The sequence below is a fragment of the Terriglobus sp. RCC_193 genome (genome assembly GCF_041355105.1).
Taxonomy (GTDB): Bacteria; Acidobacteriota; Terriglobia; order Terriglobales; family Acidobacteriaceae; genus Terriglobus.
This window is the reverse complement of record NZ_JBFUPK010000002.1, coordinates 1,098,583-1,123,762: the sequence shown is the minus strand read 5'-3', so window position 1 is coordinate 1,123,762 and position 25,180 is coordinate 1,098,583. Positions and strand designations below refer to the sequence as shown.

Here is a 25,180-nt window from a genome sequence, read left to right as displayed (position 1 = left end):
AAATGAATGGATAGGTTCAGGCGGCCTTTGCTGTTGGTGCCACGGTGTTTACACGATCGCTGATATCGCTCAGCAGTTTGTCGGCATGTTTCTCATCGCGCTCAATCAGTTCAATTAAAGACACATCCTCTATGCGGCCAAGAATGCGCGCCCACGATTTCAGCGTGCCGTAAACAGCAATCTCATGGTGCTCCACCTGCTGCGCGGCACCAATGATGGCAATGTCACGCACGTCAGCATCGCTGGCGTCTTTCATGCTGTCTTCTGCTTCGGAGACAAGTGTGTGAATAACCTTGCATCTCTTCGAGCCGGAGTCTTCGAAGCCGCGAAGAAGCGCTTTCACGCGGTCCACGTGCTGTTCACTCTCCTGCAAATGCGACGTCAATCCTTGTTTCAACTGTTCGTCTGTGGAGTTGTTAATCATGGCAGGCAAGGCCTTCACGATGGTTTCTTCCATATCGAGCGCCTTACGCAATTCCGTGTTGTAGAGTTCGGTCAATGATTTGATGTTCGCGGAAAAAATCTTCATTGAAATCCTCCGTGCGCGATATCTAGGGGAGCGCACGTGGAGTTGGATGCTACGTATAAATCCTCGCGCAGTGGCCACATTACGCCGCAATGAGCCGCATAGTGGAGTTGCCTCTGCGATGATGAAGGTATGGATGCGGAACTGAAAGCGCGCGCAGAAAAGATCAAAGTTATTGTGTTTGATGTGGATGGGGTTCTGACAGACGGGACCCTGTGGTTTATCCCCACCGGCAAACGTGAGGATGGCTTCATTAGCAGCGTAGAGATGAAGGGATTTTCGGCCCATGATGGCCTGGGTATTGGCATTGGCCGTATTGCGGGTTTGCGTTTTGGCGCCATCACCAAACGCAGCAGCGACACGGTAGCCGTGCGTCTGCGCGATCTGAAGGTGGAGTTTATCCACCAGGGATCACAGCAGAAGATGGACGCCATTCGCCAGATCATGCAGGAAGGCGATGTAACTCTGGAGGAGATCTGCTACGTCGGCGATGACATTATTGATCTGCCTGCGATGCGTGCTGTTGGGCTTGCCATTGCAACGTGGAATGCGCGTGATGCCGTAAAGGCTGTCTCGCATTACGTAACATCCCACGCCGGTGGCCATGGTGCGGGTCGCGATGCGATTGAACTGGTGCTGGAAGCGAAAGGCGTACTCGCCGATGCGATCGAAGACTATCTGCGCGAAGCCGGTGGTGTGCGCGACATCGGTCACGGTGTGCAGTAATCAGGGAGCGGAGTCGCCTTCCAGCGAATGAATGGTTGGCGGCTTAATGTGCAGCCGCCTGCGTCCGTAACGGAACGCAATGTGAACGCTCAACGCAATGCCAGTACCGATGAGCGTGGCCATCACGCGATGCAGCAACACCTCGCGTGGTGGCTGGTGGGCAACGGCCAGCACAAAGCAGATATAGCCGGTCAGGGTGACAGCGAACGCACCATAGTTGACTGTGTTCAAAAGATACGTGGCTGCCTGAAAAGCCAGAACGTAAAACGCAAGCCACATGCCGCTGGGATGAAATTCCACGACGATCAACGTGCAGAGAGCCGCACCGATGAGCGTTCCTGCAGCACGCAGCAGACCGCGCGCGATGGTCTGCACAAACTCCGGTTTAGGCAGTAGCAATGCAGTCATGGCGATCCAGTAAGCGCTGGTCCATGTTTGCGTGTGATAGATCCAGACGGATACCGCAGCCGTCACCGCCATGCGCAGCGCAAACTGAAATGTGCCGCTGCCGGGCGCAAGCTGCTCTTTCAAAAAAGCCAACTGAAATCGCGTTGGATCAAAGTCATGGCGGCTGAATTTTGTATGCGCCTCCGGCAGCCATAAACGGAAGACCCATAAAATCGAAAATTGCAGCAGACCACCAGCCAGCACACCTGCGCCACGCAGCAATGCAGAGAGCAGCAGGTCATGCGTGGTTCCCGGTGTGTTGGGAGCAGCCGCAGAGATCACCAGGAAGATGCAGCACTGCTGCCCCACCCACGCGGTCGCAGTGCTGATGCTGTTGGAGAATGCATACAACACTGCCCAAAGAATGGTCGTGAACAACAACGCGACTGTATTGTCGCGGCACAAAGCACCCACCAGCGCAGAGATAGCAATCCCGAACGATGCTGCCAGCATGGCTCCCGACCGCGTAAACAGCGGCTGCTGATACGACCCGAAGCCCACACACTGCGCGCCGCCCACCATCAGCGCCGCGGTACCGGGATAGCCGTAATGAATGCCCACAATCAACGGCAGTGCAAGGCCCGGCATGCAGAGCAACGCATGCAGCGGTTCGGACTTGTGCCAGTCAAAACGTGAGATCAGCTTGCGAATCGATTCAGCCACGGCACTTCTGATGCTAACGCCCAGGGATAAGAAAACTGTAAAAGATAAAGGCCCGCGACCTGCCGCGGGCCTTCATAAGAACTGGTAATGCGGATTAACGTTTGCCCAGCGTTACACGCAAGCCGCCAAATACCGCGATCGGTGCTCCCGGTGCAAGGTACGTCGTGTTACGCACGGCATAATCGCCTGAAGCATTCGCAGCGAAAGGGCGACCAACAAAGTTACCGTTGCTATCATACGGCGTGGTGGAAAGCTGGCCAGCCGTGTAGTAGTGGCGGTTCAGCAGGTTGTTGATTTGCGCAAACAATTGGAAGTGCGAGGTGATGTTGTAGCTGGAACCAAGGTTCACCACGCCAAAACCGGGGCTCTTACCACTGCCCAGGTAGTACACGCCATCAGCCTGATGCTGATTATTCTCGTTGCCGCGAACATAGCTTGAGCTGATGAGGTTGAAGTCCGCACTGATGCCCAGCTTCCGCAGTGGGTGGTAATCCGAGTAGAGCTTGAACATGTGCTGCGGCACCTGCGGAATGTAGTTGCCCGGCTTAATGTTGATGAGACCACCGTCCGCCACACCCTTTTCGCCACTCAGTGCATTGCTGTTGCTGCTATTGCTGTCTGCTTCAATTGTCTGCGAGCTCTGGTAGGTCGCCTGCAGATAGGTATACGCCGCGCCCGCGTCCAGCTTACGCAGATGAGCCGATGCCGACGCTTCCACGCCCTGGCGACGTGTCTTGCCAAAGTTCTGAAAGTAGCCGTAGCCGGTGGTCTGTGCCGCCACGAAGAGCAGGTCATCATAGTTGTTGGTGTGGAAGTATCCGGCGGACCAGCGATAACGTCCGTCCGGGTTGCCGCGGAAGCCGAACTCATACGTACGGCTAACCACCTGCTTCAACGGGGGATCGCTGACCAGCGCATTCGGCAGCGAGCAGGGGAAGTCCGGGTCGGCGCAGCCAAGCTCCGTGGATGTTGGAGCGCGGCTGCTTTCGTCATAGTTGAAGTAAGCGTTCAGCAGGCTGCTGGCCTTGTACACCACCCCGGCCGTTGGATTGAAACGCTGATAGTTATTCACGCCGGTCAGCGTACCGCGATAGCTGGCTGGCGGTATGCGATCTACATTGTGAATGCTCGTGTGGTTGTAGCGGCCACCCACGTTCAGCACCCACTTGTTCAGGCTGAAGGTATCCGTCACGAAGAAGCTGGGAGTCGTTGTGGTGCCGTGCAGGTTCACGCGATTATCCAGAACGGCGCCATCGTCATCGGTATAAGAACTATCCAGAAATGCATTCACACGGGTAATGCTGATGCCGTCGGAGTTCAGATAGCCATATTGCCCGGATTGCTGGAAGGTCAGGCCACCGCGGTCAAATCCGGCCCCCACAGACAACTTGTTATGAGCCGTGTTCCAGTTCAAAACGCCGCTGAAACCGGCAGCATGTTGGCGGGTAACTGTATCCGTATCCACGCCGGTGCACTTTTCGTATGGCTCGTCCTTTTGCAGAGTCTGCGCAATGCAGCGGAGATACGGGTACGGTACGGTGGTAGCGTTCTGCGGTGTGGTCGGGAAGGCAATGCCGGCGTTCGTCAGCGCGGTCTTGTCTCCGTTGCTTAGCGTATACAGCGACTGGTCAAAACTATTGTCATTGACGTCGCCGTTCGTGGTGTTCTGGCGTGTAGAGCGAACGTATGCATTCGCGTTGATCGTCACAGAACCGGAGACCGCCTGCGTCACGTTCAGCGTAAAGAAAGGCTGATGTTGATAGGTGACGTCGGGAATGGAATAGACGCTGTTATAGCCATGATTCAAACCTGTGGTGCGATGGATGGCCCGAAAATCCTGCGTACCATTGCCGGTCAAATTGTTAATGGCATAACCGCCGGACAACGACACCAGCGTTCCCCCCTGCGCATAACCCAGCTTGGCAAAGCCCTGACGCACACTGGACGGCGAAAGAGTACGCCAGCCATCCTCGTGATACAGCGTGCCCGCAGCAAACCAGTTCCATGCCCCCTTGCTGCCACCGTATTCAGCATCCACCGCGCGTCGGCCGAAAGAGCCGCCATAACCTGAGATCACAAAGCCCTGATTCGCAATACCGTCCTTGGTCTGCACAGCAATAGCACCGCCAAGAGTATTGAGACCATACAGCGGGTTCGAGCCGGGTATCAGCTCCATGGAACTGATGGCGACCTTGGGAATCAGATCCCACTGCACCACATCACCGAAGGGCTGATTCTGGCGCACGCCATCCAGATACACAGACAGTCCTGCAGGCGATCCCACGAGCGGCGACGCCGTATAGCCACGGTAGTTCACATCTGGCTGAAACGGGTTGTTCTGGTTCTCATTGACGTAGACGCCGTTCAGACGGCGCTTCATGGCATCCGTAAGATCAATGGCGTTGGTATCCAGCAGCGTCTGTGCGGAGAGCGTCTGGACCGGCACCGGCACATCCTTCAACGACACATTCAATGCACCGATCGGAGTGGATGCAATGACGTCGACCGTAGTGTTCACGCCGCCCACGGTCAGGATGATGTCCTGCGCGATTGTTGTGCCCGGCCTCACAACGAAGCTACTCCGTCGCGTTGCGAAGCCCGGCTGTGAGAGGTCCAGGGTGTAGCGCCCGGGAGCCAGATCGCTGACCTGCAGTGAGCCATCCGATGCTGCCTCCACGGCTTGCGAATGTCCCCCCGTAGGCCCGTACAGAGTGCCTTTCGCCGAAATGGCGGCCCCGGAAGAGTCGCGAACGTGGAGACGAAGACTACCGGCAGACGATTGTGCCGTAGCGATGACGCAGGCCTGGGACAGAGTTAATCCTGCCAGCAGAAAAGCAGTGCGTTGATATCCGTACATCTTGCGAAGCGCCTCAAAAACAAATCGGATCGGTCGGGCTGCGGCCCGTGAGAAAAACCGCTCTACCAACGGGAACCAGTAGAGGAAAGGAGTAAGTGTTCCTTTGCTAATTCCAATCGCAACGATTTTGTTCAGCGTTTTTTGCAAATTTCTTTCGGACGACAGTTCTCCCCTGTGTCACGCATAATGGAAGCGAAAACCATGTCGTTTCTTTCCAGCAGCACGGACGGTTTTTTTGACGCCTCCGCGACACTCATCTCCGCGGAGGAGACGGCTGCGCTGCAGTCGGAAGTGCTTTCGCTGTACGACACGCTGCACAGCCGCTTGCTGCGCTATGCCGTTTCGTTTGGACTGTCTGTCCCAGACGGCGAAGACGTACTGCAGGAAGTCTTCCTTGCCCTGTTCCGTCATTTGCGAGCTGGACGTTCGCGCGAAAACCTTCCGGGATGGGTGTATCGCACCACGCACAATCTCTCTCTGAAACGACGTGCCAGCATTCATGCAGAGCAAAGGATCACCGTCGTGGAAACCGACGCGGAGATGGAAGTAAGCGACCATCAGCCCGACCCGGAAGAAACCGTACTTTTTCAGGAGCGCCAACAACGCCTGCGTGCGGTGGTGGAAGCACTGACAGAGACCGACCGCATGTGCCTGCTGCTGCGTTCAGACGGCCTGCGTTACCGTGAGATTGCTTCCACGCTGGGCATCTCGCTTGGCAGCGTAGCGGCATCTTTGGCGCGATCGTTCGATCGGCTGCAAAGAATGGAGCAGCGATGAACGTTCCTCACCTTTCCGACGAGACGCTCCTGCTCCTGATGGATGGCGAACTGCCGTACCCTCAGGAAGCCGCTGCAATAGAACATCTGTGCCAATGCGCAACATGCCGCCAGCGCCGCGATGCCTTTACCGGATTACTTGCTGAAGTCACCGTTCTGGAACCGCACGTCGCACCGCCCGATACCGTACGCGAAAGTCTCGCACAGCGTATCGCGGTAACAGCGGAGGCGCGTCGTCCCGCATGGCTGCGTCCGCGCCTTCTGATGAAGACTGCCGCAGTTCTGTTGCTGGGAGTTGGTGCGCTGGCCTATCGCCATTTTTATGCGCTGCCGCAAAACGCGATGGTCTCCTACGAGGAAACCGGTCCGGAGCCGAACCACAGCATCACACCGGGATCGGTTCGCAACGCCGAGTTATCGGAACTGTGCATCATGCCCGATGACAATCTCGACCCGGTCGTAACACCGCAAAAACAACATGCAATCTTTGCGGCATATGGATTGGATGATCGAGCCTCCCGTGCTTACCAGGTGGACTACCTCATCAACCCGCAGCTTGGCGGCAACGATGAGTTTCAGAACCTGTGGCCCGAACCGTACCACGCTACCGTATGGAACGCTCAGGCCAAAGACGCTTTGGAAACACGTCTGCACGGCATGGTCTGCAGCGGCCAGATCAGCCTGGAAGAAGCGCAACAAGCGATTGCGACCGACTGGATCGGCGCTTACAAGAAAACCTTCCACGCAGACCGCCCCGTTCGCGTACAGGCCGCCATCGATTCCCCATCCGAATCCAGCGACGTGAAATAGAAAGGGCGTGACCATAGCCACGCCCTTTCTATTCTTCAGTTCGCTTACAGCGTCTTCAGATACTCCACCAGTTCCTTGATCTCTTCCGGTTTCAACTGGTCTTTGAACGGCGGCATGGGAACTTTGCCGTTTTCAATGCGCTCCGTAACGGTGGCGTCGGTCACTTTAGTAGTGCCGTCGGCCAGGACGCCGTGTGCATACAGGCCTTTCAGTCCCGGCCCGATCTTCTTGTCGGTGCTGTCAGCGTTGTGGCACAGGGCACACTTCGAATCAAAGGTGGCCTTGCCGTGGGTTGCGGCCTCGCTCAACTGAGCGTGGGCACCTGCGGTGAAGGTCAGCGTAACGGCAAGGAGCGAAAGAGTCAGGGTCGGTCGCATCATTTTCCTTTCCGGCGAACGGCTGCCGGATATGTTCTGTCCTAAGGATAGACGGCAAATGGAGATACAAAGTCGCGGTGCGTTTGCAACGGCTTTGCATGCTGTGAAACTCCGTCTGCCGCAGTACGGGAAAGTTACGGCAGTACCACCAGCCCCCACGGGCTGCCGCCGGAAGGAGCCTTGGCCTTGACGGTAAGCGTAGCCAGATCGACGGCACTCACGTCGTTCGATGGGCCATTGGCGCTATACAGAGTCTTGCCATCGGGCGACAACGCGATGCCCCACGGACGTTTGCCCACGGCAACGTCCCCGGCAACAATATTGGTCGCGGTATCAATGGCGGCAACCTTGCCGCCACGACCGGTGGAAACGTAAAGCTTGGAGGCATCCGGCGACAGCAGCACAAACATGGGCTTCACCTGTCCCGGCGTACCCATCTCAATCGTCTTCACCATCTTGTGCGAGGCAACGTCGACAACCACCACAGAAGCATCGTTCTCTGCGTTGATATAAGCCGTCTTGCCATCGGGAGTGAAGGCGACGTTGCGCGGGCGGTGGCCCACTTTGAAGGTCGCGGTGATCTTCTTCTTCACCGGATCCACCACAGAGATGGTGCCCGTCTCTTCGCTCGTCACATAGACGAAGCTGCCATCCGGCGATGTCTTTACGCCTTCCGGCTGCGCGCCCATCTTCATGGTGGCTTCAATCTTGCCGGAATCAACGTCGATGATGGAGACTGCCGACTCGTCTTCATTGGAGACGTAAATCTTCTTGCCGTCCTTGCTCAAATCGAAGTTTTCCGGGTCGCTGCCGCCGGGAATAATCTTCACCAGCTTGTTCTGTGCCACATCAAAGACGCCAATGCCATCCTTCGAATGATCGCTGGGTGGCAGTGTGTCCTCATCCACACCGGGCCCCCCAATGGGAGTACCGCTGAGCGCGATGTAGAGGGTCTTGCCATCGAGAGCTGCGTGAATGCCGCGCGGACGCGTGCCAATCTTCAACTGCTCCAGCCGCGTCATGGTCGTCGCGTCAATCACCGTCAGTTCGCCGGAGACTTCATTCGTCACATAGATGCGCGGCCCCTTTGCCGTATCCATGGTCAACGGCGCAGGGCCAGAACTTGTCCCGGTTTTCGGAGCAGACTTGCAGCCGGTAAGCACCATGAGAAGGCCTGCCGAGAGAAGAAGGGAATGCGAAGAGCGCATGCGATGTCCTTTTACAAAAAGTTGAAGGTAGCTTGATTCCGTATTCTGTTCGGCCCGATGGCGTTCAGGCTTTTCACCGCGGTGGCACAACGCGGCGACTGGCGTTGCCGATTATAAAAGCACGTTCCGCGAATGGCGATTTCCCCAAATCTGACGTCACCATTGCCCTCACGGTAATGCTTGACAAGGCACAGAGCAATTCTCATGAATAGGTCCTACAGCGGAGGTCAGTATGGCGATTCCTGCAAGTGACTCAAAGCATGTTAGCGCCAATCGTTTCAGTGCGATGGCTTGGCTGAGAAGAGGCGTATCGGCAGCCGTGATCATCACAAGCCTTCTCCTTGCTTGCGGAATGGCCGCAGCGCAGAACACGCCAAATTCCGCCCTGCTGGTCATCTCCAAACGCGAACACGCATTGGCCATCGTGGATCCCACCAACCTGAAGGTGATCGCAAAGGTTCCCGTCGGTAATGACCCGCATGAAGTAACCGCTTCCGCCGATGGCCGCACTGCCTACGTGTCTAACTACGGCTCCGGGGCATATCACTCCCTTGCAGTCATCGATCTGGTGCGGCATCAGCCGCTCACCGCCATTGACCTCGGAGCTCTCACCGGGCCGCATGGACTGACATTTGTTGATGGCAAGGTGTGGTTCACCGCAGAAGGCGCCAAGGTGATCGGAAGCTACGATCCTGCTACCAGCAAAGTCGACCTTGTCCTGGGCACAGGGCAAAACCGCACGCACATGATTTTCGTCAGCCCCGGCAGCGAACACATCATCACCACCAACGTCAGTTCCGGCACGGTCAGCCTCATCGACAAACAGGCCGTTCGCATGCCCGGTCCTCCCCCGGGTATGACACCGCCTGCAGGTGCTCCGCGTCCTCCGCAGGGTGGGACGCGTACGGACTGGAATCAGACCGTGGTGCGCGTGGGCAATGGCTCTGAAGGCTTCGACGTTTCCCCTGACGGGCGTGAGATTTGGGTTGCCAATGCGCAGGACAGCACCATCTCCATCATCGACCCGCAGAACAAAAGCGTAGTGCAGACTCTGCAGGTGAATGTGGCTGGAGCAAACCGCCTGAAGTTCACACCCGATGGGCGTCGCGTACTGGTTTCAAGTTTGAGCGGCCCGGACCTCACCGTTCTGGATGCACACACCCGGCAGGTGGAAAAGCGTATAGCCATTGGCCACGGAGCTGCTGGCATCGTGATGCAGCCCGACGGCAAGCGCGCATATGTAGCCTGTTCGCCGGACAACTACGTCGTCGTCATCGACCTGAATCAACTCGCAGTCACAGGAAAATTTGAGGTAGGCGACGAGCCCGACGGAATGACCTGGGCCGTCCGTCCTTAGAGCAAGTGATTTAGAACTGCAACTGATCGACATTGTTGCGATCGATCTTCAGCGGCTTGCCCAGAATGATTTCACTCCCCTGCACCGTCAGGTCGCCCAGGCGTCCGGCATGGAACGTCGTGGCGTTGGTTGGAATCTTTCCTTCTGCCTTCATGGCTCCGGCATACACAGTCAGGTAGCCCAGATCCTTCGTATTCCATAGATAGATCGCCTGCACCGTACCGCGATGAATGTAGGTACGGCAGATGCTCGGCAGTGAAAGTCCAATCACGTTGACACCAGGGCGGCCAGATTGCTGCACGGCTTCTGCCGCTCCCGGCACAGCAGGCGCAGAAATAGCAATCACCATCTTCACCTGCGGATATGCCTTCAGGATCGTCTGCGTCGCGCTGAATGCTTTGTCGCGATCATCATCGCTGGGCTGAATGGTAGCCAGTCGCAAATTCGGATGTGCCGCCGCAACACGCGCCTTGATGTTGCGAATCCAATCGTTCTGGTTCTCCGCACTCAATGCTCCGGTGACGATGGCGTAGTCGCCCCCCTGCGGCAGTAACAACGCTGCTTCATCGGCAAGCGCTGTGCCAATGCCTTCCGGTGTGGCCTGGTTCAGGAAGTAATCGCGCGCATCAGGTTGCGCATCAGCATCCCACGTCAACACAGCGATTCCATGTTCACGCGCCTTGCGCAACACCGTGGAGATGCTTCCCTTGTTTTCAACGGCAACCACAATCGCGTTCACACCACGCGTAATCCAGTTTTCAACCAGTTCGTTCTGCTGCGACGCATCCAGACTCGTAGGCCCATCCCAGATCATGTTCACGTGCAGCTCTTTCGCGGCTTCTTCCGCACCAGCGCGAGCGCTGATGAAGTAAGGATCGCCCTTTGCCTTGGGCATGACAGCGATAGTAAGTTGCTGCGCATTGCCACCGCGCTCCGCACGCATCGCAAAGAAGACGCCCAACGCCAGTAGCGCAACCACAGCAATGGCAATCAGCGGTGTGCGTTTTGCCGCCGCTGTTTCCGACGAAGCCTTCTTCCTGCGAAGCTGATCCACAGAAACAATCAGCAACAGAAGCACACCGGTCAGCACACCATTTAATTCACTGGGCAGCGCCATCAGGTGCATACCGTTCTGCAGCACACTCAGGAAGAACAACCCAAGCAACGATCCGAAAATAGTGCCTCGACCGCCAAAAACGCTCGTGCCTCCTAAAACAATTGCTGCAATCGCCTGCAACTCATAACCGGTGCCAAGGTCGGACTTTGCCAGTCCAAGATGCGCAACGTAAATAATCCCGGCAAGCGCCGCCACCAATCCAGACAGAACATAGATCAACGCAATGCGTTTGCGCACAGGGATGCCGGCATAGCGCGCACCCTCTGCATTGAACCCAATCGCATACAGCGCACGGCCAATCACGGAACGATGCAACAGCACCCAGTACGCAGCCACTACCAGCAAAAACAGCGGCAGTTGTACTGGGATCACCTTCAGAAAATATCCCTGTCCAAAGTGTAAAAATGCAGGTGAGAAGCCGGTGAAGCTCACCGCGCCATGTGTAATGCCTTCCGCAATACCGCGATACAGCGAATACGTTCCCAGCGTAACGATGAGCGGCGGCAGCCGAAGCCCTGCAATCAGCGCGGCGTTGATGCCACCTGCCACAAGCCCAAACAGCAGCGACAACACAATCGCAATGCCTGTGGGCCAGTGTGCGCTCTGCGTCATCACACCAAACAAAACTGCGGTGATACCGATGGTGGAACCGACTGAAAGATCAATACCGCCCGTGATCAGGATGGGCGTCAGCGCAACCGCCAGCAGCCCAAGCTCCACTGAGAAGCGCAGCACTTCAAAGAAGTTGCCCCACGTAGCGAAGCTCGGTGCAGCCGCCGCGAAGAAAAGAACCTCCAACAACAGCGCGATCGCCAGCGCAATTTCATTCACAGAAAGACGAGTGCGCGATGCGTTAGCCAATCACCACCTCCGCTCCCCGTTTACGCCGATACTGGCTCAACGCATGGAAGCTAACGGCAAGCAGAATAATTGCGCCCTGCAAAGCCTTTTCCCAATACGCGCTGACACCAAGGAACGTGAGTGCGGGACCAATGATGCCAAGCAGAATCACACCCAGCACTGTGCCTGTGATCGTCGCAGAACCACCGGTGATGGCCGCACCTCCAACGGCAACCGCTGCAATCACCTTCAACTCCATGCCAAGGCCACTGTTGCTTGGTACCTGCTGAAACCGCACCGCATTCAACGTAGCGGCAAGGCCGGTCAACGCACCCGTCAGGACAAAGACACCAAAGACAACGCGCTGTGTATTCAAGCCCATCTGCTGTGCGGCTGCTGCGTTCGAACCGGTAGCAAAGATCGCTCGCCCCACACGCAGATTGCGCAGGGCCCATGCGAATCCCGCAATCATCAACACGGTGAGGATCAAAACACTTACGGTATACGTCCGCGATGCCAGCCCGAAACGCACAAACGATGCAGGTAAACCGCCCACCCATGCACCCTGCGTTGCCCATCGCAAACCATCACGCAGCGCCACCATGGTTCCCAGCGTGACAACGATGGAAGGAATGCGAACCCATGCAGTCAACGCACCATTCAGTGCTCCGCACGCAGCGCCGGTAAGAATCGCCGCCAGAAGAAAGACAGGAGCAGGAGCGCCAGTCTTCGCCGTAATACCGGCAACAATACTGCATAACGCGAAGATGGACCCCACCGAAATATCAATCTGCGCCGTGACGATGACTGCCGTCATGCCCAGTGCAATCAGCATCACCGGCATGTTCGCCAGGAATAGATCGGCAAGATTCTCACCGGTGAAGAATCCTTGCACGGTGAACGCCAGCAGTAGAAGCAACAACACATTTGCTGCGGCAATGGCAATTTCCTGCGTATGTCGCCTCATGCAGCGTCCTCCGCCGCATGTCCAAAGGCCAACACCATCAACCGCTCCTGCGTGCACGCATCGCGTTGCAGCACTCCTGCAATCGTGCCTTGATGAAACACGGCGATGCGGTCGCTCATGCCCATCACTTCCGGCAATTCCGACGAGATAAGAATCACCGCCATACCCTGCGCTGCAAGCTCCATGATGAGTTCGTGGATCTCCGCCTTCGAACCCACATCCACGCCCTGCGTAGGTTCGTCCAGGATCATGATCTTCGGCCTGGTGGCCAGCCATCGCGACAGGGCAACCTTCTGCTGATTTCCACCAGAGAGCGAACCCGCAGTCACATGCACGTCAGGTGTCTTCACACGCAGACTTTCGCGATAGCGGTTCGCAAGCGCTTCCTCCGCATCACTTTGAATCAAGCCGCTACGCGACACCTGTGAAAGATCCGCCATGCTGATGTTCTGCGCAATCGGCATTTCCAACACCACACCATGCTGTCTGCGATCTTCCGGCAGATACGCAATGCCTGCGGCAACAGCCTTCGCAGGTGAATCAATCTTCACTGCATTACCGAAGACGATCACTTCGCTGTCCGTCGGCGTCAGCCCAAAGAGCGTACGTGCAAGCTCAGTGCGTCCTGAACCGACGAGGCCCGCAAAGCCAAGAATCTCGCCGCTGCGAACCTCAAAAGAGATATCGCGCAACCCCACTTCCGCATGATGCAGACCGCTCACCTGCAATGCCACATCACCGATAGGAACTTCGCGTTTGGGGAACACGCTGTCAATGGAGCGGCCCACCATCAACTGAATCAACTCCGGCTTGGTGACTTCCGACGCCTGGCGCACAGCGACGGTTTCGCCATCGCGCAGCACCGTGATGCGGTCCGCGATGCTGAGAATTTCATCCAGCCGGTGCGAGATGTACACCACGGCCACACCCTGTGCGCGTAGCTTGCGAATCAGTGCAAACAGGTTGTTCACTTCACGATCACTGAGCAGCGCCGTGGGCTCATCCATCAGCAGAATCTTCGCGTCTGAGCCAATGGCCTTGGCAATCTCCACAATCTGCTGCTCGGCCATGCTGAGCGTGTTCGCAAGACGATCCGGATCAAGATCGCTGCCAACCACTGCCAGCAAACGACGAGCGTTTTCGCGACGCTGTTTCCAGTCCACTCGAATGCCGCGCTGTCCCTGCTCCAAAGCGAGTGCAATGTTTTCCGCAACCGTAAGATCAGGAAATAACGCAGGCTGCTGATAGATGGCACTGATGCCCAGCGAACGCGCCGTGTTGGGATCATTGGTTGCAACGAGGTCGCCGAAGAGATGCAACTCGCCGCTATCAGCCATGATGGCTCCGGTGATGATCTTTGTCAGCGTCGATTTGCCCGCGCCGTTCTCACCAATCAGCGCATTCACTTCACCCGCACGCAAATCCAGCGAACCATTACGCAGCGCGCGCACACCCGCATAGTTTTTGGTCAGCGCGGTGACGCGGAGAATTTCCTGTGACTCTGTAGCGGATGCAGTCGGCATGAATCGTCTCAGTTTCGTGGCAAAAAAGAAGCGCCCTGCGGCGTATAAGCGTTATACCGCAGAGCGCATTCTTCTGGCGAAAACTCGCCGTGTTGACTACACGTGCACACCGCACAGGTGCACGGTGATGCCCAGCTCGGCACACATGGCCGCCTTGGTCGCCAGCGCCTTCAGCGCCTCGTCGCGGCTGCCCGCATAAGCAATGCTGACATGGTTGGCGCGATGGCGCGCCATGAAGGCATCGCGGCTCACACCCTCCGTTACCGCACTCACCATGGGCCACTGCTTCGTCGTTTCGTTCCAGCGCGCCTCGGTTTCGTCTTCCGGCAGCGTGATGACCTTAGCCAGTCCCAGGTCGATATGCATGGCGCCACCTTCCACAAACACGCGGCTCCACACCACATCGCCCGGACGTCCAATGCCCTTCAGCGTGCCTCCGCCCAGCGGGAAATACATCGCAGGCTGTCGATCACTCTGCGAACCGGCATAGCCACCGACGAAATGGCTTGCCGGAGCGGCACCGGAGATCTGCCACAGCCACACGTAGTCGTCGCCATACGGCTTACCCCAACGAACATCATGCAGCGTGGTCGAAGGATCAAGCCCCAACGCCTTCCAGCAATGATTCGTAATGACGCCATCGACACCGGCGCACTCGTCCACCTCATTGAAATGCGGCAACGCATTCCCTGCGTAGAGTTCACGGCCATCGTCGCTCTTGACCGGCGGACGATCCGGATTGTTCAGCAAACCTTCCACCAGGTCGGAAGCCGGAGCCAGATCCTTCAATCCCTGCTGATACTGAATGCCCACGCTGTCGCAGCCAAACTCATCCGCCATGCGCAGCGCGGCAATGTACATGCGGCACTGTTCCAGAATCTGACGATCGGTCAGTTCCGTGGCTTCATCAGTGCCTGTATTGAACTTCAGTCCCTTCGCATCCAGCCATGTACGCACAGCCTGCGCATCGGCTTCGCTTACCGTCCGCATACGCGCAAACAACGCAGACTGGCTCAACCGCTCCTTGAAGAAGCCTGAACGATTCAGCGGCTCGTCATCAATGATGGCGTTGTACATACCCATGCAGCCTTCGTCGAAGACGCCCAGGATGATCTTCTTCTCAAGCACCTCTGCCGCCAGCTTCTGCCCCAGCGCATTCGCCTCTGCGGGAAGATTTGCCGTATCCAGCAGCGCCACGTGCGACAGATCGTGTGTGACGTTGCCAGTGGTGATCCACTCGCGCAGACCACGCAGCGCAAAGTCGTCCGTAAAATTCTCACTCCACAACGTGGAGAAACGCACGCCTGCCTTCACCAGCGAACCATTCAGATTCAGCAGGCCCACCAGTCCCGGCCACTGCCCGGACCAGTTCGCCAGCGTCAGAATCGGTCCCTTGTGCGAACGCATACCCGGCAACACGTGATGCGTGTACTGCCATGCAGCCGTGGCAAAAACCAGCGGCGCATCCGCAGGGATATTGCGGAAGACATCCATGCCCATGCGCTGGCTCGAGATGAAGCCGTGCCCGGCTTTTTCATCCACGGGAAACGCGCGGATCAGTTCACATCCGTTGTCGGCAAAGACCTGCGTCAAACGCGCTTCCAGTTCCGCCTGCGCGGGCCAACAAACACGGTTCGCGCTGGGCCGAAGGTCGCCGCTGGTTACCAGATAGACCTGCTTCATGCTGCTTTACCTACCTTTGTGCTCACTGCCTGCTTGACCCAATGCGCAAACCACGTCCGCAAAGAAGCCGTCTCCGCTTCACGCTCCGGCGACAGGGGGAAAGGATAACTCGCACGCGTAAATCCGCGCACCTCGCTGGCCACCTTCAAGCCCCACGGTGTGGGCAGCGGATTCAGATGTTCAATGAATTCCTTGAGCAATGCCTCATCCTGCTTGTAGCTCTCGCTGCCAGGTCTGGAGGCAAACAGCCGCGTCATCAGCTCCGGCAGCGCACATGCCACCCCCGACACAACGCCATCACACAGGTTCTCCTCCATGGCCGGGCACAGCGCAGAATCGTTGCCGATAATCCGTGCGCCAGCAACTTTCTCCACGGTCATGGCGCGGACAATGTCCAGCGAACCACTGCTGTCCTTAATGCCCGCAATGTTGTCATGTGATCGCAGCAGCGACAGCACCGTGTCCATCTGCAATCCGCTGGTGAACTGTGGCAGGTTGTACAGCAGCACCGGGATCGGCACCGCATCCGCAACGGCCATCGAAAACGCCCGCAGATCATCCTGCCGATACGGGAAGAAGGATGGCATGGGCAGCAGCACACCTTGCGCTCCGTGATAGGCGGCAATCTTCCCGCGCAGCACCGCTCCACGCACATCGCCCGCGCCAATGCCGACCAGTATCCGCGACGACGGCGCCACTGCGCGCGCCATCTTCAGGGTCAACGCCAGTTCGTCCGGCGTGGCATAAGTGAATTCTCCGGTCGCGCCGTTGACGGCATAGCCCGTCATGTTTTCCCGCTCCGGCAGGTCAAATTGCCGGCGCAGGCTGTCGGTATCGATTGTGCCGTATGCATTCCGGGGGGCCAGTACGGCGGCATAAACTCCGCGAAATTGTGTCATGTCAGGTCCATTCAGAAAATCTTGATGGAAGGACTGTAGCAGAGGAGTGTTTCATATGTCGACAATATGCACACACAAAGTACGCGATACACTTGCTGCGTGCCCCGCCGCTCAAAAACACATCACCCCGGCCCCAAACCATCCGTACGGATGAAGGCGTATCAACTTATCCAGCAAAAGATTGCCACCGGAGAGCTCCGTGCTGGATCGCTGCTCAGCGAACTTGCCCTGTCGCGCGAACTGGGTAGCAGCCGCACCCCTATCCGCGAAGCGGCCGGCCAGTTGCTGGCGGAAGGGCTATTGGAGCTCAGCCCCGGCGGCGGCCTGACCGTTACCCAACTCACCCGTCAGGCCATCGTGGACCTGTATGAGCTGCGCGAAGCCCTGGAGGTTTTTGCAGTCGGTCGCGCAGCACAGAACGGAGTGCGCCCCGCGGACAAGGAACGCCTGGAAGGCCTGCTGGCCGAAACACAAGTGCTGCTGAAAGAACTCAAGAGCACCGGGTCAACAGAATTAAATGCCGAACAGATGAAGCGATTCTCTGTGGCCGATCTCGGCTTCCACTCGCTGCTGATCCGGATCGCATCCAATGCGCGCATCCTGAAGGTGGTCAATGACACGCGCCTGATGATGCGCATCTTTGCCATTCAGCGCAGCGGCCACCGCCGCGACGAGCTGGAACGCATCCATCGTCATCACCGTGCCATTCTGCAAGCCGTTCTGCAGTGCAATCCCGAAGAAGCAAAACGCCTTCTGGCAGAGCATATCCAGGCCAGCGCCAGCGAACGGCTGGACCAGTTCGATCGCTGGGAGCGCGAAAGCCACCTGGCTGCGCTGGAGTCTGCCGTGCCTTACGCGGTCTGATCCGCTGCCGTTGCGGCCTGCTTTCGCATACCTCGCACCAGCAGCAGAAGCACCACACCCAGGCATAGATAAATGAGCGATGTCGCGCTCATGCACACACCCAGGCCATAGCGTCCCGCAGCCTTCGCAATCAGGATGGGTGCAAATCCACCGCCCAGCCATCCCAGCGAATTCATCGTGCCTGCCGCCACACCGCGCCGCTCCACCGGAATCACGTCATACAGCGAGGCAAAGATATTCGCGTCGTACATGCCTTTGAAGAAGCCGAAACCGATCATGCCCACGATCAGCCCCGCCATCGACAGGGACCAGCCCGTGAGGAAGAGAAACGGCACACCTAAAAACAAGCCTGCGGCCTGAATCAACTGGCGTCCGCCGGTTAGCTTTGCCGCAAACCGATCCGCCAGCATACCGCCCAGCAAAACGCCAGTCACCGACGCCATCTGCAGGTACGCGGTAGCGCTGAAACCTGCATTCGCAAGGCTCAGGTGAAACTTTGTGTAGAGATACGTGGGCAGCCATGTCAGGAACACCACCGCAACAAAATTCGCTCCAATGAAGACACCGATCAGCGTAAGCACGCGTCCGCTGGCCAGCACGTTGCGCACGCCGCTGAAAAAGTCCGCCTGGCTCTCGTGACTGGGCGCATTTTTCTGCTGGGGGCGACGCAAAGCCACTGCCAGAATCACCATCAGCACCACGCCTGCTGCGCCAAAGAGGAAGAAGGAGCTGCGCCATCCGTGGTCCTGCGCAATCAGCGCAGAGAGAGCGCCGCCGCCAATGGTTCCGGCATATACGCCGGACTGATGCAGCGCCATCGCACGCGAACGTGTCGAAGCGGAGTGGTACATGCCGATCAGCGCCATTGCTGCGGGAAAATAAAAAGCTTCACCCAAACCGCCAAGCGTGCGGAACAGCACCATACTGCCAAAGCTATGACACAGTGCTGTTGCGCCCGTCACCACAGACCAGAAGGCCAACGCGCCAAGAATCACGTTGCGTGGAGAAACGCGATCCGAAAGCCATCCCGCCAATGGACCGGCCAGCGCATACATCCACATGAACGACGAACCCACCACGCCCAGTTGCAGGTCGGTCAGATGCAGGTCCGTACGCAGCAGCGGAAAGATGGAGAAGATCGCCTGGCGGTCTGCGTAATTGCAGAAGCAGACGAACCAAAGCATGGCAATCAGCCACCAGCGATAGGGGCTGCCTTGCTCGGTCTTGAGATCAGCAGAGGTTTGCGGCATTTAAACAGGCAACTCAGACATGGGAATGAATGCAGTGCGCAATGTGTACCATATGTCGACAACTGTGAGCAACATGCGAGATGTGATGAATACTTGCAAACTCTTTTCCTCCGTCACACCTGTACATCCAATGGGGTCGTCGACTGACGCACAACCAACGTATGCGAATGAAGTATCTGCCGGGATGGAAGATCCGGCCTCTGGATACGCTCCAGCAACGTCTTCACAGCAGTTTGAGCCAACTCACGACAAGGCTGACGCATGGTGGTGAGTGGCGGTGTCAGCAATGTGGAGTAATGCACATCATCAAAACCCGCAACGGCAATTTCGTCGGGTATCGCGCGCTTCAATTGGGCAAGTGTACGCATGAGCAACGCAGCGGTCTGATCGTTGGAACAAAGAATCGCGTCCGGCTCAGAAACTTTCAACAGGTTCGAAACAAACCTGGGGTCCGCAGGATCGCCAAAATAAGGAATCTGGTGCCGTGCCTTCATGCCGAATCGGCGGACTGCTTCACGACATCCCAACAACCGCAGATCGGTGGTGGAGGGAAAGTTATCGCGAGCAACAAAGCAGACCCGCTTACGGCCCTGTTCCAGCAGGTGTGTCGTGATCGCAATCGAAGCCGCGACATTGTCGATACCCACCAGGTCAAACTCGCTGCGCGAGGGATATTCCCCCAGATCGCGATCCAGCAGAACGAGAGGAATTTTCTGCTGGCTCAACTTATCCGCCAGCTTACGATTCCAATGACTCCGATCCGGAATCGACTCAAACGGCGCGAAGAAAACACCATCCACCTTACGAGCGATGAACTCGTTGCAAAGCTGAAGCGCATCTGCGCCGGTCACAATGGGAGTCGTCGCATCGCCCCATAGCACGGCGCACCCAAGCGTCTGCGCAAAGCGGGTGATCTCGTTGCAGATAGGATCGAGAATCTCGGTCTTACCCAGACCTGGCACAAAGATGCCAAGCGTGTGGGTTTTCGCTGTCTGCGCGACCGGCCCCGATGCAAGGTAATTCCCTGCTCCGGAGCGTCGTACGATAACGCCCATCTGTTGCAATTCGCGCAGAGCGCGAGCTGCCGTGGGTCGAGAAACCTTGTAGCGCAGGCAGAGTTCCGTCTCACTGGGCAGACGCTTTCCACGTGCAAATTTCCCACTGAGGATGTCTCGCTGCAACCCCTCAAACACTGACATGTACTTGTGTGTCTTCATTGGACCTGTAAGTACAGATTTCCCCTGCATCTGCTTGTCATCCCTATGAGATGAAGGCTAATGTTCGCTTTCGAAACCTATTTCATACATCAGCTTGCACTTGAGCTATCAGTACAGGTTCCGGAAGCAGCGATGACAGATAATACGAACATAACTACAGAATTGTCCAAAGATTCCATGACCCCGGAAATCACACGCGCGCAAACCACACACCGTGGCAGCAAAGAGTTACGTACAGAAGACCCGTCTTTCCCTGCAAAAGACGAAACCATTGCAAACCACAATGCGTCTGCGCGATTGATTCCAGCAGGCGCAGTTCGCCCCTTTGCTCTAGTCGCCAGCCTGTTCTTCCTGTGGGGCATTCCAAACAGCATGAACGATGTGTTGATTCGTCAGTTCATGAAATCGTTCTCGCTGACCCGCTTTGAAGCGGGACTCGTGCAATCTGCTTTCTATCTTGGATATTTCGTTCTGGCGTTGCCCGCCGGATTGATGATGAGGCGCTACGGCTATAAGCGCGGACTCATCACTGGCCTGTGCCTGTTTGCCGCAGGGTGTTTTCTCTTTCTGCCCGCAGCCATCTCCGGCACGTATGCATTCTTTCTGGGCGCACTCTTCGTTGTCGCGAGTGGGCTCGCTTTTCTCGAAACAGCCTCCAACCCCTTTGTTGCGCAGCTTGGCCCTGAAGCAACATCTGAGCGCCGCCTCAATCTTGCGCAGGCATTCAATCCACTGGGATGCATCACGGGTGTTTTGCTCGGAACGATCTTCATCTTTTCCGGTGTGGAACTTTCCCCCGCGGAAGTGGCCGCCAAGCAGTCAGATCACACCTATGCAAGCTATCTGCACATGGAAACGCTACGCGTCGTTACACCGTATCTGGTGATTGGCGGCATCGCGCTGGTGTGGGCTTTACTCATTGGAGCAACAACTTTTCCGAAACTGAATGCGAACGACGATAGCTGCGAAAACACCAGCGGCGACTGGCGCTCGCTGCTTCACAAGCCACACTTTCTATGGGGTGTCTTCGCGCAGTTTATCCAGTGCGGTTCGCAGGTTTGTATGTGGAGCTACTTCATTCAATACGCCAGGGAATATGTACACATCAGCGACAAGAAGGCAGGCCTGCTGCTCACCTGCATCCTGGTCATCTTCGGAATTGGTCGCTTCATCTCCACAGGACTCATGAAGCGATTCAGTGCAAGCAGCCTCATGACCTGCTATGGCGTGACCAACACAGGATTGCTTCTTCTCGCCATGTTCTTCCCCACGTGGGCAGGCGTGATTGCCATCCTGCTAACCAGCTTCTTCCTTTCGGTAATGTTCCCAACCATCTTTGCGTTTGGAATTAAAGACCTCGGCCCCAACACTAACATCGGCGGATCATTCATCGTCATGGCAATCGTTGGCGGCGCCGTATTCACGCCGATCATGGGATGGCTCGCAGAACAATGGCACAGCACCGCGCTCGCGTTTGTGATTCCCATGCTGGGCATGGCTGGCGTTGCAGCTTACGCGGCGTACATGGGTCGATACGAAAAGCGGCGCGCTGCAAACTGCGCGGCACAGGCATACGCATGATCTCTGCATTAGCTTGCGAGTACAAGGCATAACCAGCGAATAGCCGCGCACGAAATCCTTCGAACACAACTTGCGTGTTGGAGAACCGAACGATGCGGCGGGAGAAGAAAATAATGAAGCGCAGAAGTTTTCTACAGGGAACAGCAGCATCGCTTGCAGTCTCCTGTATCAGCGGAGGCAAGGCGCTGTACGCGCTTGAGAGCAACCTGACTGATCTGAATCACTGCACGGTGATCATTCCTTCTTCGCCCTCCACGCGCGAAGTAGTTGCCGCAGACATGGTGGTCGATGAAATCCTGAAGCGTTGCGGCATCACCTGGACCAGGGGAAACAGCGCACCCGCAGGCGCCGTAAGGATCTACCTTGGAACACACTCCAACTGGCATGGACTTGGTTCTGCTGTCTCCAGCGTCTCTGCAAAAGCAGCGAAACTGCCTGCCGAATCCTATGCCATCGCAACCGGCAATGAAGGCGGTAGCCAGTGGATTGCCGTCTGCGGCAGCGATGAACGAGGCCTCATCTTCGGTGCAGGACGCATGCTGCGATCGCTTCGCCTCACACGCCGTGCTGTTTCCGGCAACCTGAAGGTGATGAACCTGACCAGTTCGCCGCACTACGCAGTGCGTGGTCATCAACTCGGTTTTCGCCCAAAGACAAATGCGTACGATGCATTCACCGTTGAGATGTGGGATCAGTACATCCGCGAGCTTGCCATCTTCGGGACCAACACAGTAGAGCTACTGCCGCCTGTCACCGACGACGACACGGACAGCCCACACTTTGCCATCCCGCCTCAGCAGATGATGATCGAAATGTCGCGCATCTGCGATAAGTACGATCTGGATGTTTCCGTCTGGTATCCCGCCATGGCCAGGAACTATGCCGATGCGCAGACCGTCGACGCGGAAGTGCGCAATTGGGCTGCGGTTCTACATAATCTCCCGCGCGTAGACGTAGTATTTGTTCCCGGCGGCGATCCCGGCCACACCGAACCGAAACACATGCTGGCCTTACTGGAAAAGCAGAAGGCAAGCCTGCGCAAGACACATCCCAAATTGCAGATGTGGATGTCGCCACAATCCTTCAACGCAGAATGGTTGGCCGACTTCCTGAAGCTGGCAGCGGATGCACATACGCAGTCATGGCTCGACGGTATCGTCTTCGGTCCACAAAACAGAATCTCCATCACACAACTGCGCAAGGCTTTGCCAGCGAAGTATCCCATCCGCTTTTATCCGGACATCACACACAGCATCGAGTCGCAATATTCCATCAATAATTGGGACATCGCGTACGTTGTCACGGAAGGACGCGAAGTTATTAATCCGCGTCCTCAAATCGAAGCTGCAATTCTGCGTTCCATGTTGAAGGACACAATCGGTTTCGTCAGTTACTCCGAAGGCGTTAATGACGATGTAAACAAATTCGTCTGGAGCCTCGTCTCCTGGGATCCGAAGATGTCTGCCACAGAAGCTGTTCGCGACTTTGGCAACTACATCATCGGTGCGAAGGATGGTTCTGCATACGCACAAGGGCTGCTTGATCTGGAGCACAACTGGGAAGGCCGGCTCGCCACCAACGAACTCGTCGATGTAACACTGCAGAAATTCCTCTCTATCGAGAGGACGGCCTCGCCGTTCTTATTGCAAAACTGGCGCTGGCAGCAGGCACTCTTCCGCGCATGCTGCGATGCCTATGTACGCAGGCGTCTTCTCTTTGAGTCCGGCGAACTTGCGCGCGCGCAAAGCGTGTTGGAACGTATTGAAGACTTCGGCTTTGCCTCCGTCCCCTGGGGCACTGGTGGCAAGTCGGAACAGATGCCTGCCAATGGTATTGATCCACAAAATCTCGTGGATGAAGCGATTGAAGTTTTGCGTAAGGCTGCCGTGGTGCAGATCGCTCCCGCACTCCGCACACGTATCAGCGAACTCGGCCATGCACTGTTCCAAAGCATCCATCAACAGCTTGCCGTGGAACGTTTCCGGGGTGAAGGCGTGGAACGTGGAGCGCCGCTCAACACCATCGATCATCCTGTTACGGATGCTCCCTACTTCATCAAACGGCTTCGCGCGCTAAGTTCCATCGAAGTGCAGGAAGAAAAAGTGAATGCGATTCGTGCACTGTTGAATCGCACCAACCCAGGCCCCGGCGGCTTCTACGATGAGTTGGGCAACATCACGAATCGCCCGCATCTTGTGATCGAAAGCCCCGAGGATGATTTTGATTTCCGTCGCTCGACGCACGTTGGGACCAACTACCCAGACCGCTTCGGCGCCGATGAACCGATGGCCTGGAAACACTGGGCAGAGAGCCTTTACGAAGAGCCGCTGAAGATGCACTACACCGGTCTTGATCCGAATGTGGAGTACAGCCTTCAGGTGGTGATCTCCGGCGACTCGAAGAACGTAAAGACAAAGCTGGTGGCAAATGAGTCCACTGAAATCCATCCGCTGCAACTGCGTCCGTGGCCACCTGCGCCGCAGACATTTGCACTTCCCAAATCAGCAACCGCATCAGGTGAGCTTCTGCTCACGTGGACGCGTGAGGCTGGTCTCGGCGGCAACGGCCGCGGATGCCAGGTTGCTGAAGTCATGTTGAAACCCGTTATCAAGAAGGAGGCGTAGACCCCAATGGCCAATGAATATGCCGCAGATCAACACCCGTCTTCTCCCGACACATGGAGTGTCATGCGCGAAAGACTGAAGGCAGGCGAGTTTGTCCTGGGCATGACCGTCACCTCAAACAATGTAGAGACGGCAGCACACGCTGCCACGCTCGGCTTCCACTTCCTCTGGTGCGAGATGGAGCATTCTTCCCTCTCGCTGGAATCTCTGCGCACGATGGTGTTGGCCACACGCGGTTTGCCCGCGCCCGTCTTTGCACGTGTGCCCTGGCCTGAAGTGTGGCTCGCAAAACGCGTCCTCGATCAAGGCGTGCAGGGTGTCATCTTCCCCTTCGTCTCCGACGCGGAGCGTGCACAGAAGGCCGTGCATGGCTGCCACTATCCTCCCTTCGGACGCCGCGGTTCGGGTGCTGGCCTTGCGGTCGCCACATGGCCCGCACCCGGCAGCTATTACGATTCCGCCGATGCCAACGTTCTGGTTGTGTGCGTGATCGAAGAAGCAGAAGCTGTGGACCGGATTGAAGAGATTGCCGCAATGCCCGGTATCGACGTGATCTTTATTGGCGTCAGCGATCTCTCGTTCTCGCTGGGCCTGCGCGGGCGTCAGGATGAACCGCTATTGGAAGAAGCCATCACAAAGATCGTTGCAGCAGCACAGCGCAACGGCAAATGGCTCGGCCGTCCCGCAGGCAGCGCGGAGGACGTGCGCCGCTTCCACCAGCAGGGCTTCCAGTTCTTCCAGTCCCTAACCGAACTGGGCCTGATGAAGCTCGGAGCCAAAGCATTACTTGAACCGCTGGGAATCAAAGACAAGCCACAAGCACAAACCACCTTCTACTAGTCCTGCTACAACACCACACAAATGAAAG

The 25,180-nt window shown here is 56.9% G+C and carries 20 protein-coding genes; 8 read left to right on the top strand and 12 right to left on the bottom strand.

What is annotated here, in order from left to right:
- Positions 1–16: 16 nt before the first annotated feature.
- Entirely contained in the window at positions 17–529 is a 513-nt protein-coding gene (locus AB6729_RS13410) for a ferritin-like domain-containing protein (RefSeq protein ID WP_371082127.1), read from the bottom strand.
- A 129-nt stretch (positions 530–658) separates the two neighbouring features.
- Between AB6729_RS13410 and AB6729_RS13405 the strand changes: the two genes are divergently transcribed.
- Positions 659–1,252: a KdsC family phosphatase gene (locus AB6729_RS13405; RefSeq protein WP_371082126.1), complete on the top strand. Its 594-nt coding sequence runs from the start codon at positions 659–661 to the stop codon at positions 1,250–1,252.
- On the opposite strand, the gene AB6729_RS13400 is transcribed toward AB6729_RS13405, so the two are convergent.
- On the bottom strand, positions 1,253–2,362 hold the full coding sequence (locus AB6729_RS13400) for an FUSC family protein (RefSeq protein WP_371082125.1): 1,110 nt from the start codon (positions 2,360–2,362) through the stop codon (positions 1,253–1,255).
- A gap of 94 nt (positions 2,363–2,456) precedes the next feature.
- The gene (locus AB6729_RS13395; protein ID WP_371082124.1) at positions 2,457–5,219 is read right to left on the bottom strand and encodes a TonB-dependent receptor; all 2,763 of its coding nucleotides are present in this window, start codon (positions 5,217–5,219) and stop codon (positions 2,457–2,459) included.
- A 201-nt stretch (positions 5,220–5,420) separates the two neighbouring features.
- On the opposite strand from AB6729_RS13395, the gene AB6729_RS13390 reads away from it, so the two are divergent.
- A complete protein-coding gene (locus tag AB6729_RS13390; protein WP_371082123.1) occupies positions 5,421–5,996 on the top strand; it encodes an RNA polymerase sigma factor in 576 nt (191 codons plus the stop codon).
- Positions 5,993–6,805 (top strand): anti-sigma factor, encoded by an 813-nt coding sequence (locus tag AB6729_RS13385; RefSeq protein ID WP_371082122.1) that lies wholly within the window; start codon positions 5,993–5,995, stop codon positions 6,803–6,805. The genes AB6729_RS13390 and AB6729_RS13385 overlap by 4 nt, the downstream gene beginning before the upstream one ends.
- 44 nt (positions 6,806–6,849) lie before the next feature.
- Here the strand turns inward: AB6729_RS13385 and AB6729_RS13380 are convergent, their stop codons facing one another.
- Together AB6729_RS13380 and AB6729_RS13375 are read right to left on the bottom strand one after the other, a co-directional pair.
- A complete protein-coding gene (locus tag AB6729_RS13380; protein WP_371082121.1) occupies positions 6,850–7,185 on the bottom strand; it encodes a cytochrome c in 336 nt (111 codons plus the stop codon).
- Between the two features lie 131 nt (positions 7,186–7,316).
- Positions 7,317–8,390 carry a beta-propeller fold lactonase family protein gene (locus AB6729_RS13375; RefSeq protein ID WP_371082120.1) on the bottom strand — a complete coding sequence of 358 codons (1,074 nt, stop codon included), beginning with the start codon at positions 8,388–8,390 and terminating at the stop codon, positions 7,317–7,319.
- Positions 8,391–8,742: 352 nt separating this feature from the next.
- On the opposite strand from AB6729_RS13375, the gene AB6729_RS13370 reads away from it, so the two are divergent.
- Positions 8,743–9,747 carry a YncE family protein gene (locus AB6729_RS13370; protein ID WP_371082119.1) on the top strand — a complete coding sequence of 335 codons (1,005 nt, stop codon included), beginning with the start codon at positions 8,743–8,745 and terminating at the stop codon, positions 9,745–9,747.
- A gap of 10 nt (positions 9,748–9,757) precedes the next feature.
- Here the strand turns inward: AB6729_RS13370 and AB6729_RS13365 are convergent, their stop codons facing one another.
- The 5 genes from AB6729_RS13365 to AB6729_RS13345 all read right to left on the bottom strand — a co-directional run bounded on the left by AB6729_RS13365 (position 9,758) and on the right by AB6729_RS13345 (position 16,776).
- Positions 9,758–11,725: a substrate-binding domain-containing protein gene (locus tag AB6729_RS13365; protein ID WP_371082118.1), complete on the bottom strand. Its 1,968-nt coding sequence runs from the start codon at positions 11,723–11,725 to the stop codon at positions 9,758–9,760.
- Positions 11,718–12,671 carry an ABC transporter permease gene (locus AB6729_RS13360; protein ID WP_371082117.1) on the bottom strand — a complete coding sequence of 318 codons (954 nt, stop codon included), beginning with the start codon at positions 12,669–12,671 and terminating at the stop codon, positions 11,718–11,720. Before AB6729_RS13360 ends, AB6729_RS13365 begins: the two co-directional genes overlap by 8 nt.
- Positions 12,668–14,194 (bottom strand): sugar ABC transporter ATP-binding protein, encoded by a 1,527-nt coding sequence (locus AB6729_RS13355; protein ID WP_371082116.1) that lies wholly within the window; start codon positions 14,192–14,194, stop codon positions 12,668–12,670. Before AB6729_RS13355 ends, AB6729_RS13360 begins: the two co-directional genes overlap by 4 nt.
- Before the next feature lie 96 nt (positions 14,195–14,290).
- Entirely contained in the window at positions 14,291–15,877 is a 1,587-nt protein-coding gene (locus AB6729_RS13350; RefSeq protein ID WP_371082115.1) for a fucose isomerase, read from the bottom strand.
- Positions 15,874–16,776, bottom strand: coding sequence for a dihydrodipicolinate synthase family protein (locus AB6729_RS13345; RefSeq protein WP_371082114.1), 903 nt, complete (start codon positions 16,774–16,776; stop codon positions 15,874–15,876). Before AB6729_RS13345 ends, AB6729_RS13350 begins: the two co-directional genes overlap by 4 nt.
- A gap of 99 nt (positions 16,777–16,875) precedes the next feature.
- Here AB6729_RS13345 and AB6729_RS13340 point away from each other — a divergent pair, with 99 nt between their 5' ends.
- Complete coding sequence (locus AB6729_RS13340; RefSeq protein WP_371082113.1) at positions 16,876–17,640, top strand: GntR family transcriptional regulator; 765 nt, start codon at positions 16,876–16,878, stop codon at positions 17,638–17,640.
- Here AB6729_RS13340 and AB6729_RS13335 read toward each other — a convergent pair.
- A complete protein-coding gene (locus AB6729_RS13335) occupies positions 17,628–18,890 on the bottom strand; it encodes an MFS transporter (RefSeq protein WP_371082112.1) in 1,263 nt (420 codons plus the stop codon). The two genes, AB6729_RS13340 and AB6729_RS13335, sit on opposite strands and share 13 nt — an antisense overlap.
- A gap of 113 nt (positions 18,891–19,003) precedes the next feature.
- Positions 19,004–20,107 (bottom strand): substrate-binding domain-containing protein, encoded by a 1,104-nt coding sequence (locus AB6729_RS13330; RefSeq protein WP_371082111.1) that lies wholly within the window; start codon positions 20,105–20,107, stop codon positions 19,004–19,006.
- Between the two features lie 177 nt (positions 20,108–20,284).
- Between AB6729_RS13330 and fucP the strand changes: the two genes are divergently transcribed.
- From fucP to AB6729_RS13315, 3 genes are all read left to right on the top strand, one after another.
- A complete protein-coding gene (gene fucP, locus AB6729_RS13325) occupies positions 20,285–21,688 on the top strand; it encodes an L-fucose:H+ symporter permease (RefSeq protein WP_371082110.1) in 1,404 nt (467 codons plus the stop codon).
- A gap of 113 nt (positions 21,689–21,801) precedes the next feature.
- Positions 21,802–24,312: a hypothetical protein gene (locus AB6729_RS13320; protein WP_371082109.1), complete on the top strand. Its 2,511-nt coding sequence runs from the start codon at positions 21,802–21,804 to the stop codon at positions 24,310–24,312.
- A 63-nt stretch (positions 24,313–24,375) separates the two neighbouring features.
- On the top strand, positions 24,376–25,152 hold the full coding sequence (locus AB6729_RS13315) for an HpcH/HpaI aldolase/citrate lyase family protein (protein ID WP_371082108.1): 777 nt from the start codon (positions 24,376–24,378) through the stop codon (positions 25,150–25,152).
- Positions 25,153–25,180: the final 28 nt, after the last annotated feature.

What these genes read in the sequence shown, in the direction of transcription:
- AB6729_RS13375 (WP_371082120.1), bottom strand. Translation starts at nt 8,390, where the DNA reads ATGCGCTCTTCGCATTCCCTTCTTCTCTCGGCAGGCCTTCTCATGGTG.
- AB6729_RS13385 (WP_371082122.1), top strand. Translation starts at nt 5,993, where the DNA reads ATGAACGTTCCTCACCTTTCCGACGAGACGCTCCTGCTCCTGATGGAT.
- AB6729_RS13320 (WP_371082109.1), top strand. Translation starts at nt 21,802, where the DNA reads ATGAAGCGCAGAAGTTTTCTACAGGGAACAGCAGCATCGCTTGCAGTC.
- AB6729_RS13405 (WP_371082126.1), top strand. Translation starts at nt 659, where the DNA reads ATGGATGCGGAACTGAAAGCGCGCGCAGAAAAGATCAAAGTTATTGTG.
- AB6729_RS13395 (WP_371082124.1), bottom strand. Translation starts at nt 5,219, where the DNA reads ATGTACGGATATCAACGCACTGCTTTTCTGCTGGCAGGATTAACTCTG.
- AB6729_RS13410 (WP_371082127.1), bottom strand. Translation starts at nt 529, where the DNA reads ATGAAGATTTTTTCCGCGAACATCAAATCATTGACCGAACTCTACAAC.
- AB6729_RS13360 (WP_371082117.1), bottom strand. Translation starts at nt 12,671, where the DNA reads ATGAGGCGACATACGCAGGAAATTGCCATTGCCGCAGCAAATGTGTTG.
- AB6729_RS13370 (WP_371082119.1), top strand. Translation starts at nt 8,743, where the DNA reads ATGGCCGCAGCGCAGAACACGCCAAATTCCGCCCTGCTGGTCATCTCC.
- AB6729_RS13350 (WP_371082115.1), bottom strand. Translation starts at nt 15,877, where the DNA reads ATGAAGCAGGTCTATCTGGTAACCAGCGGCGACCTTCGGCCCAGCGCG.
- AB6729_RS13380 (WP_371082121.1), bottom strand. Translation starts at nt 7,185, where the DNA reads ATGATGCGACCGACCCTGACTCTTTCGCTCCTTGCCGTTACGCTGACC.
- AB6729_RS13345 (WP_371082114.1), bottom strand. Translation starts at nt 16,776, where the DNA reads ATGACACAATTTCGCGGAGTTTATGCCGCCGTACTGGCCCCCCGGAAT.
- AB6729_RS13355 (WP_371082116.1), bottom strand. Translation starts at nt 14,194, where the DNA reads ATGCCGACTGCATCCGCTACAGAGTCACAGGAAATTCTCCGCGTCACC.
- AB6729_RS13330 (WP_371082111.1), bottom strand. Translation starts at nt 20,107, where the DNA reads ATGAAGACACACAAGTACATGTCAGTGTTTGAGGGGTTGCAGCGAGAC.
- AB6729_RS13315 (WP_371082108.1), top strand. Translation starts at nt 24,376, where the DNA reads ATGCGCGAAAGACTGAAGGCAGGCGAGTTTGTCCTGGGCATGACCGTC.
- AB6729_RS13390 (WP_371082123.1), top strand. Translation starts at nt 5,421, where the DNA reads ATGTCGTTTCTTTCCAGCAGCACGGACGGTTTTTTTGACGCCTCCGCG.
- AB6729_RS13335 (WP_371082112.1), bottom strand. Translation starts at nt 18,890, where the DNA reads ATGCCGCAAACCTCTGCTGATCTCAAGACCGAGCAAGGCAGCCCCTAT.
- fucP (WP_371082110.1), top strand. Translation starts at nt 20,285, where the DNA reads ATGACCCCGGAAATCACACGCGCGCAAACCACACACCGTGGCAGCAAA.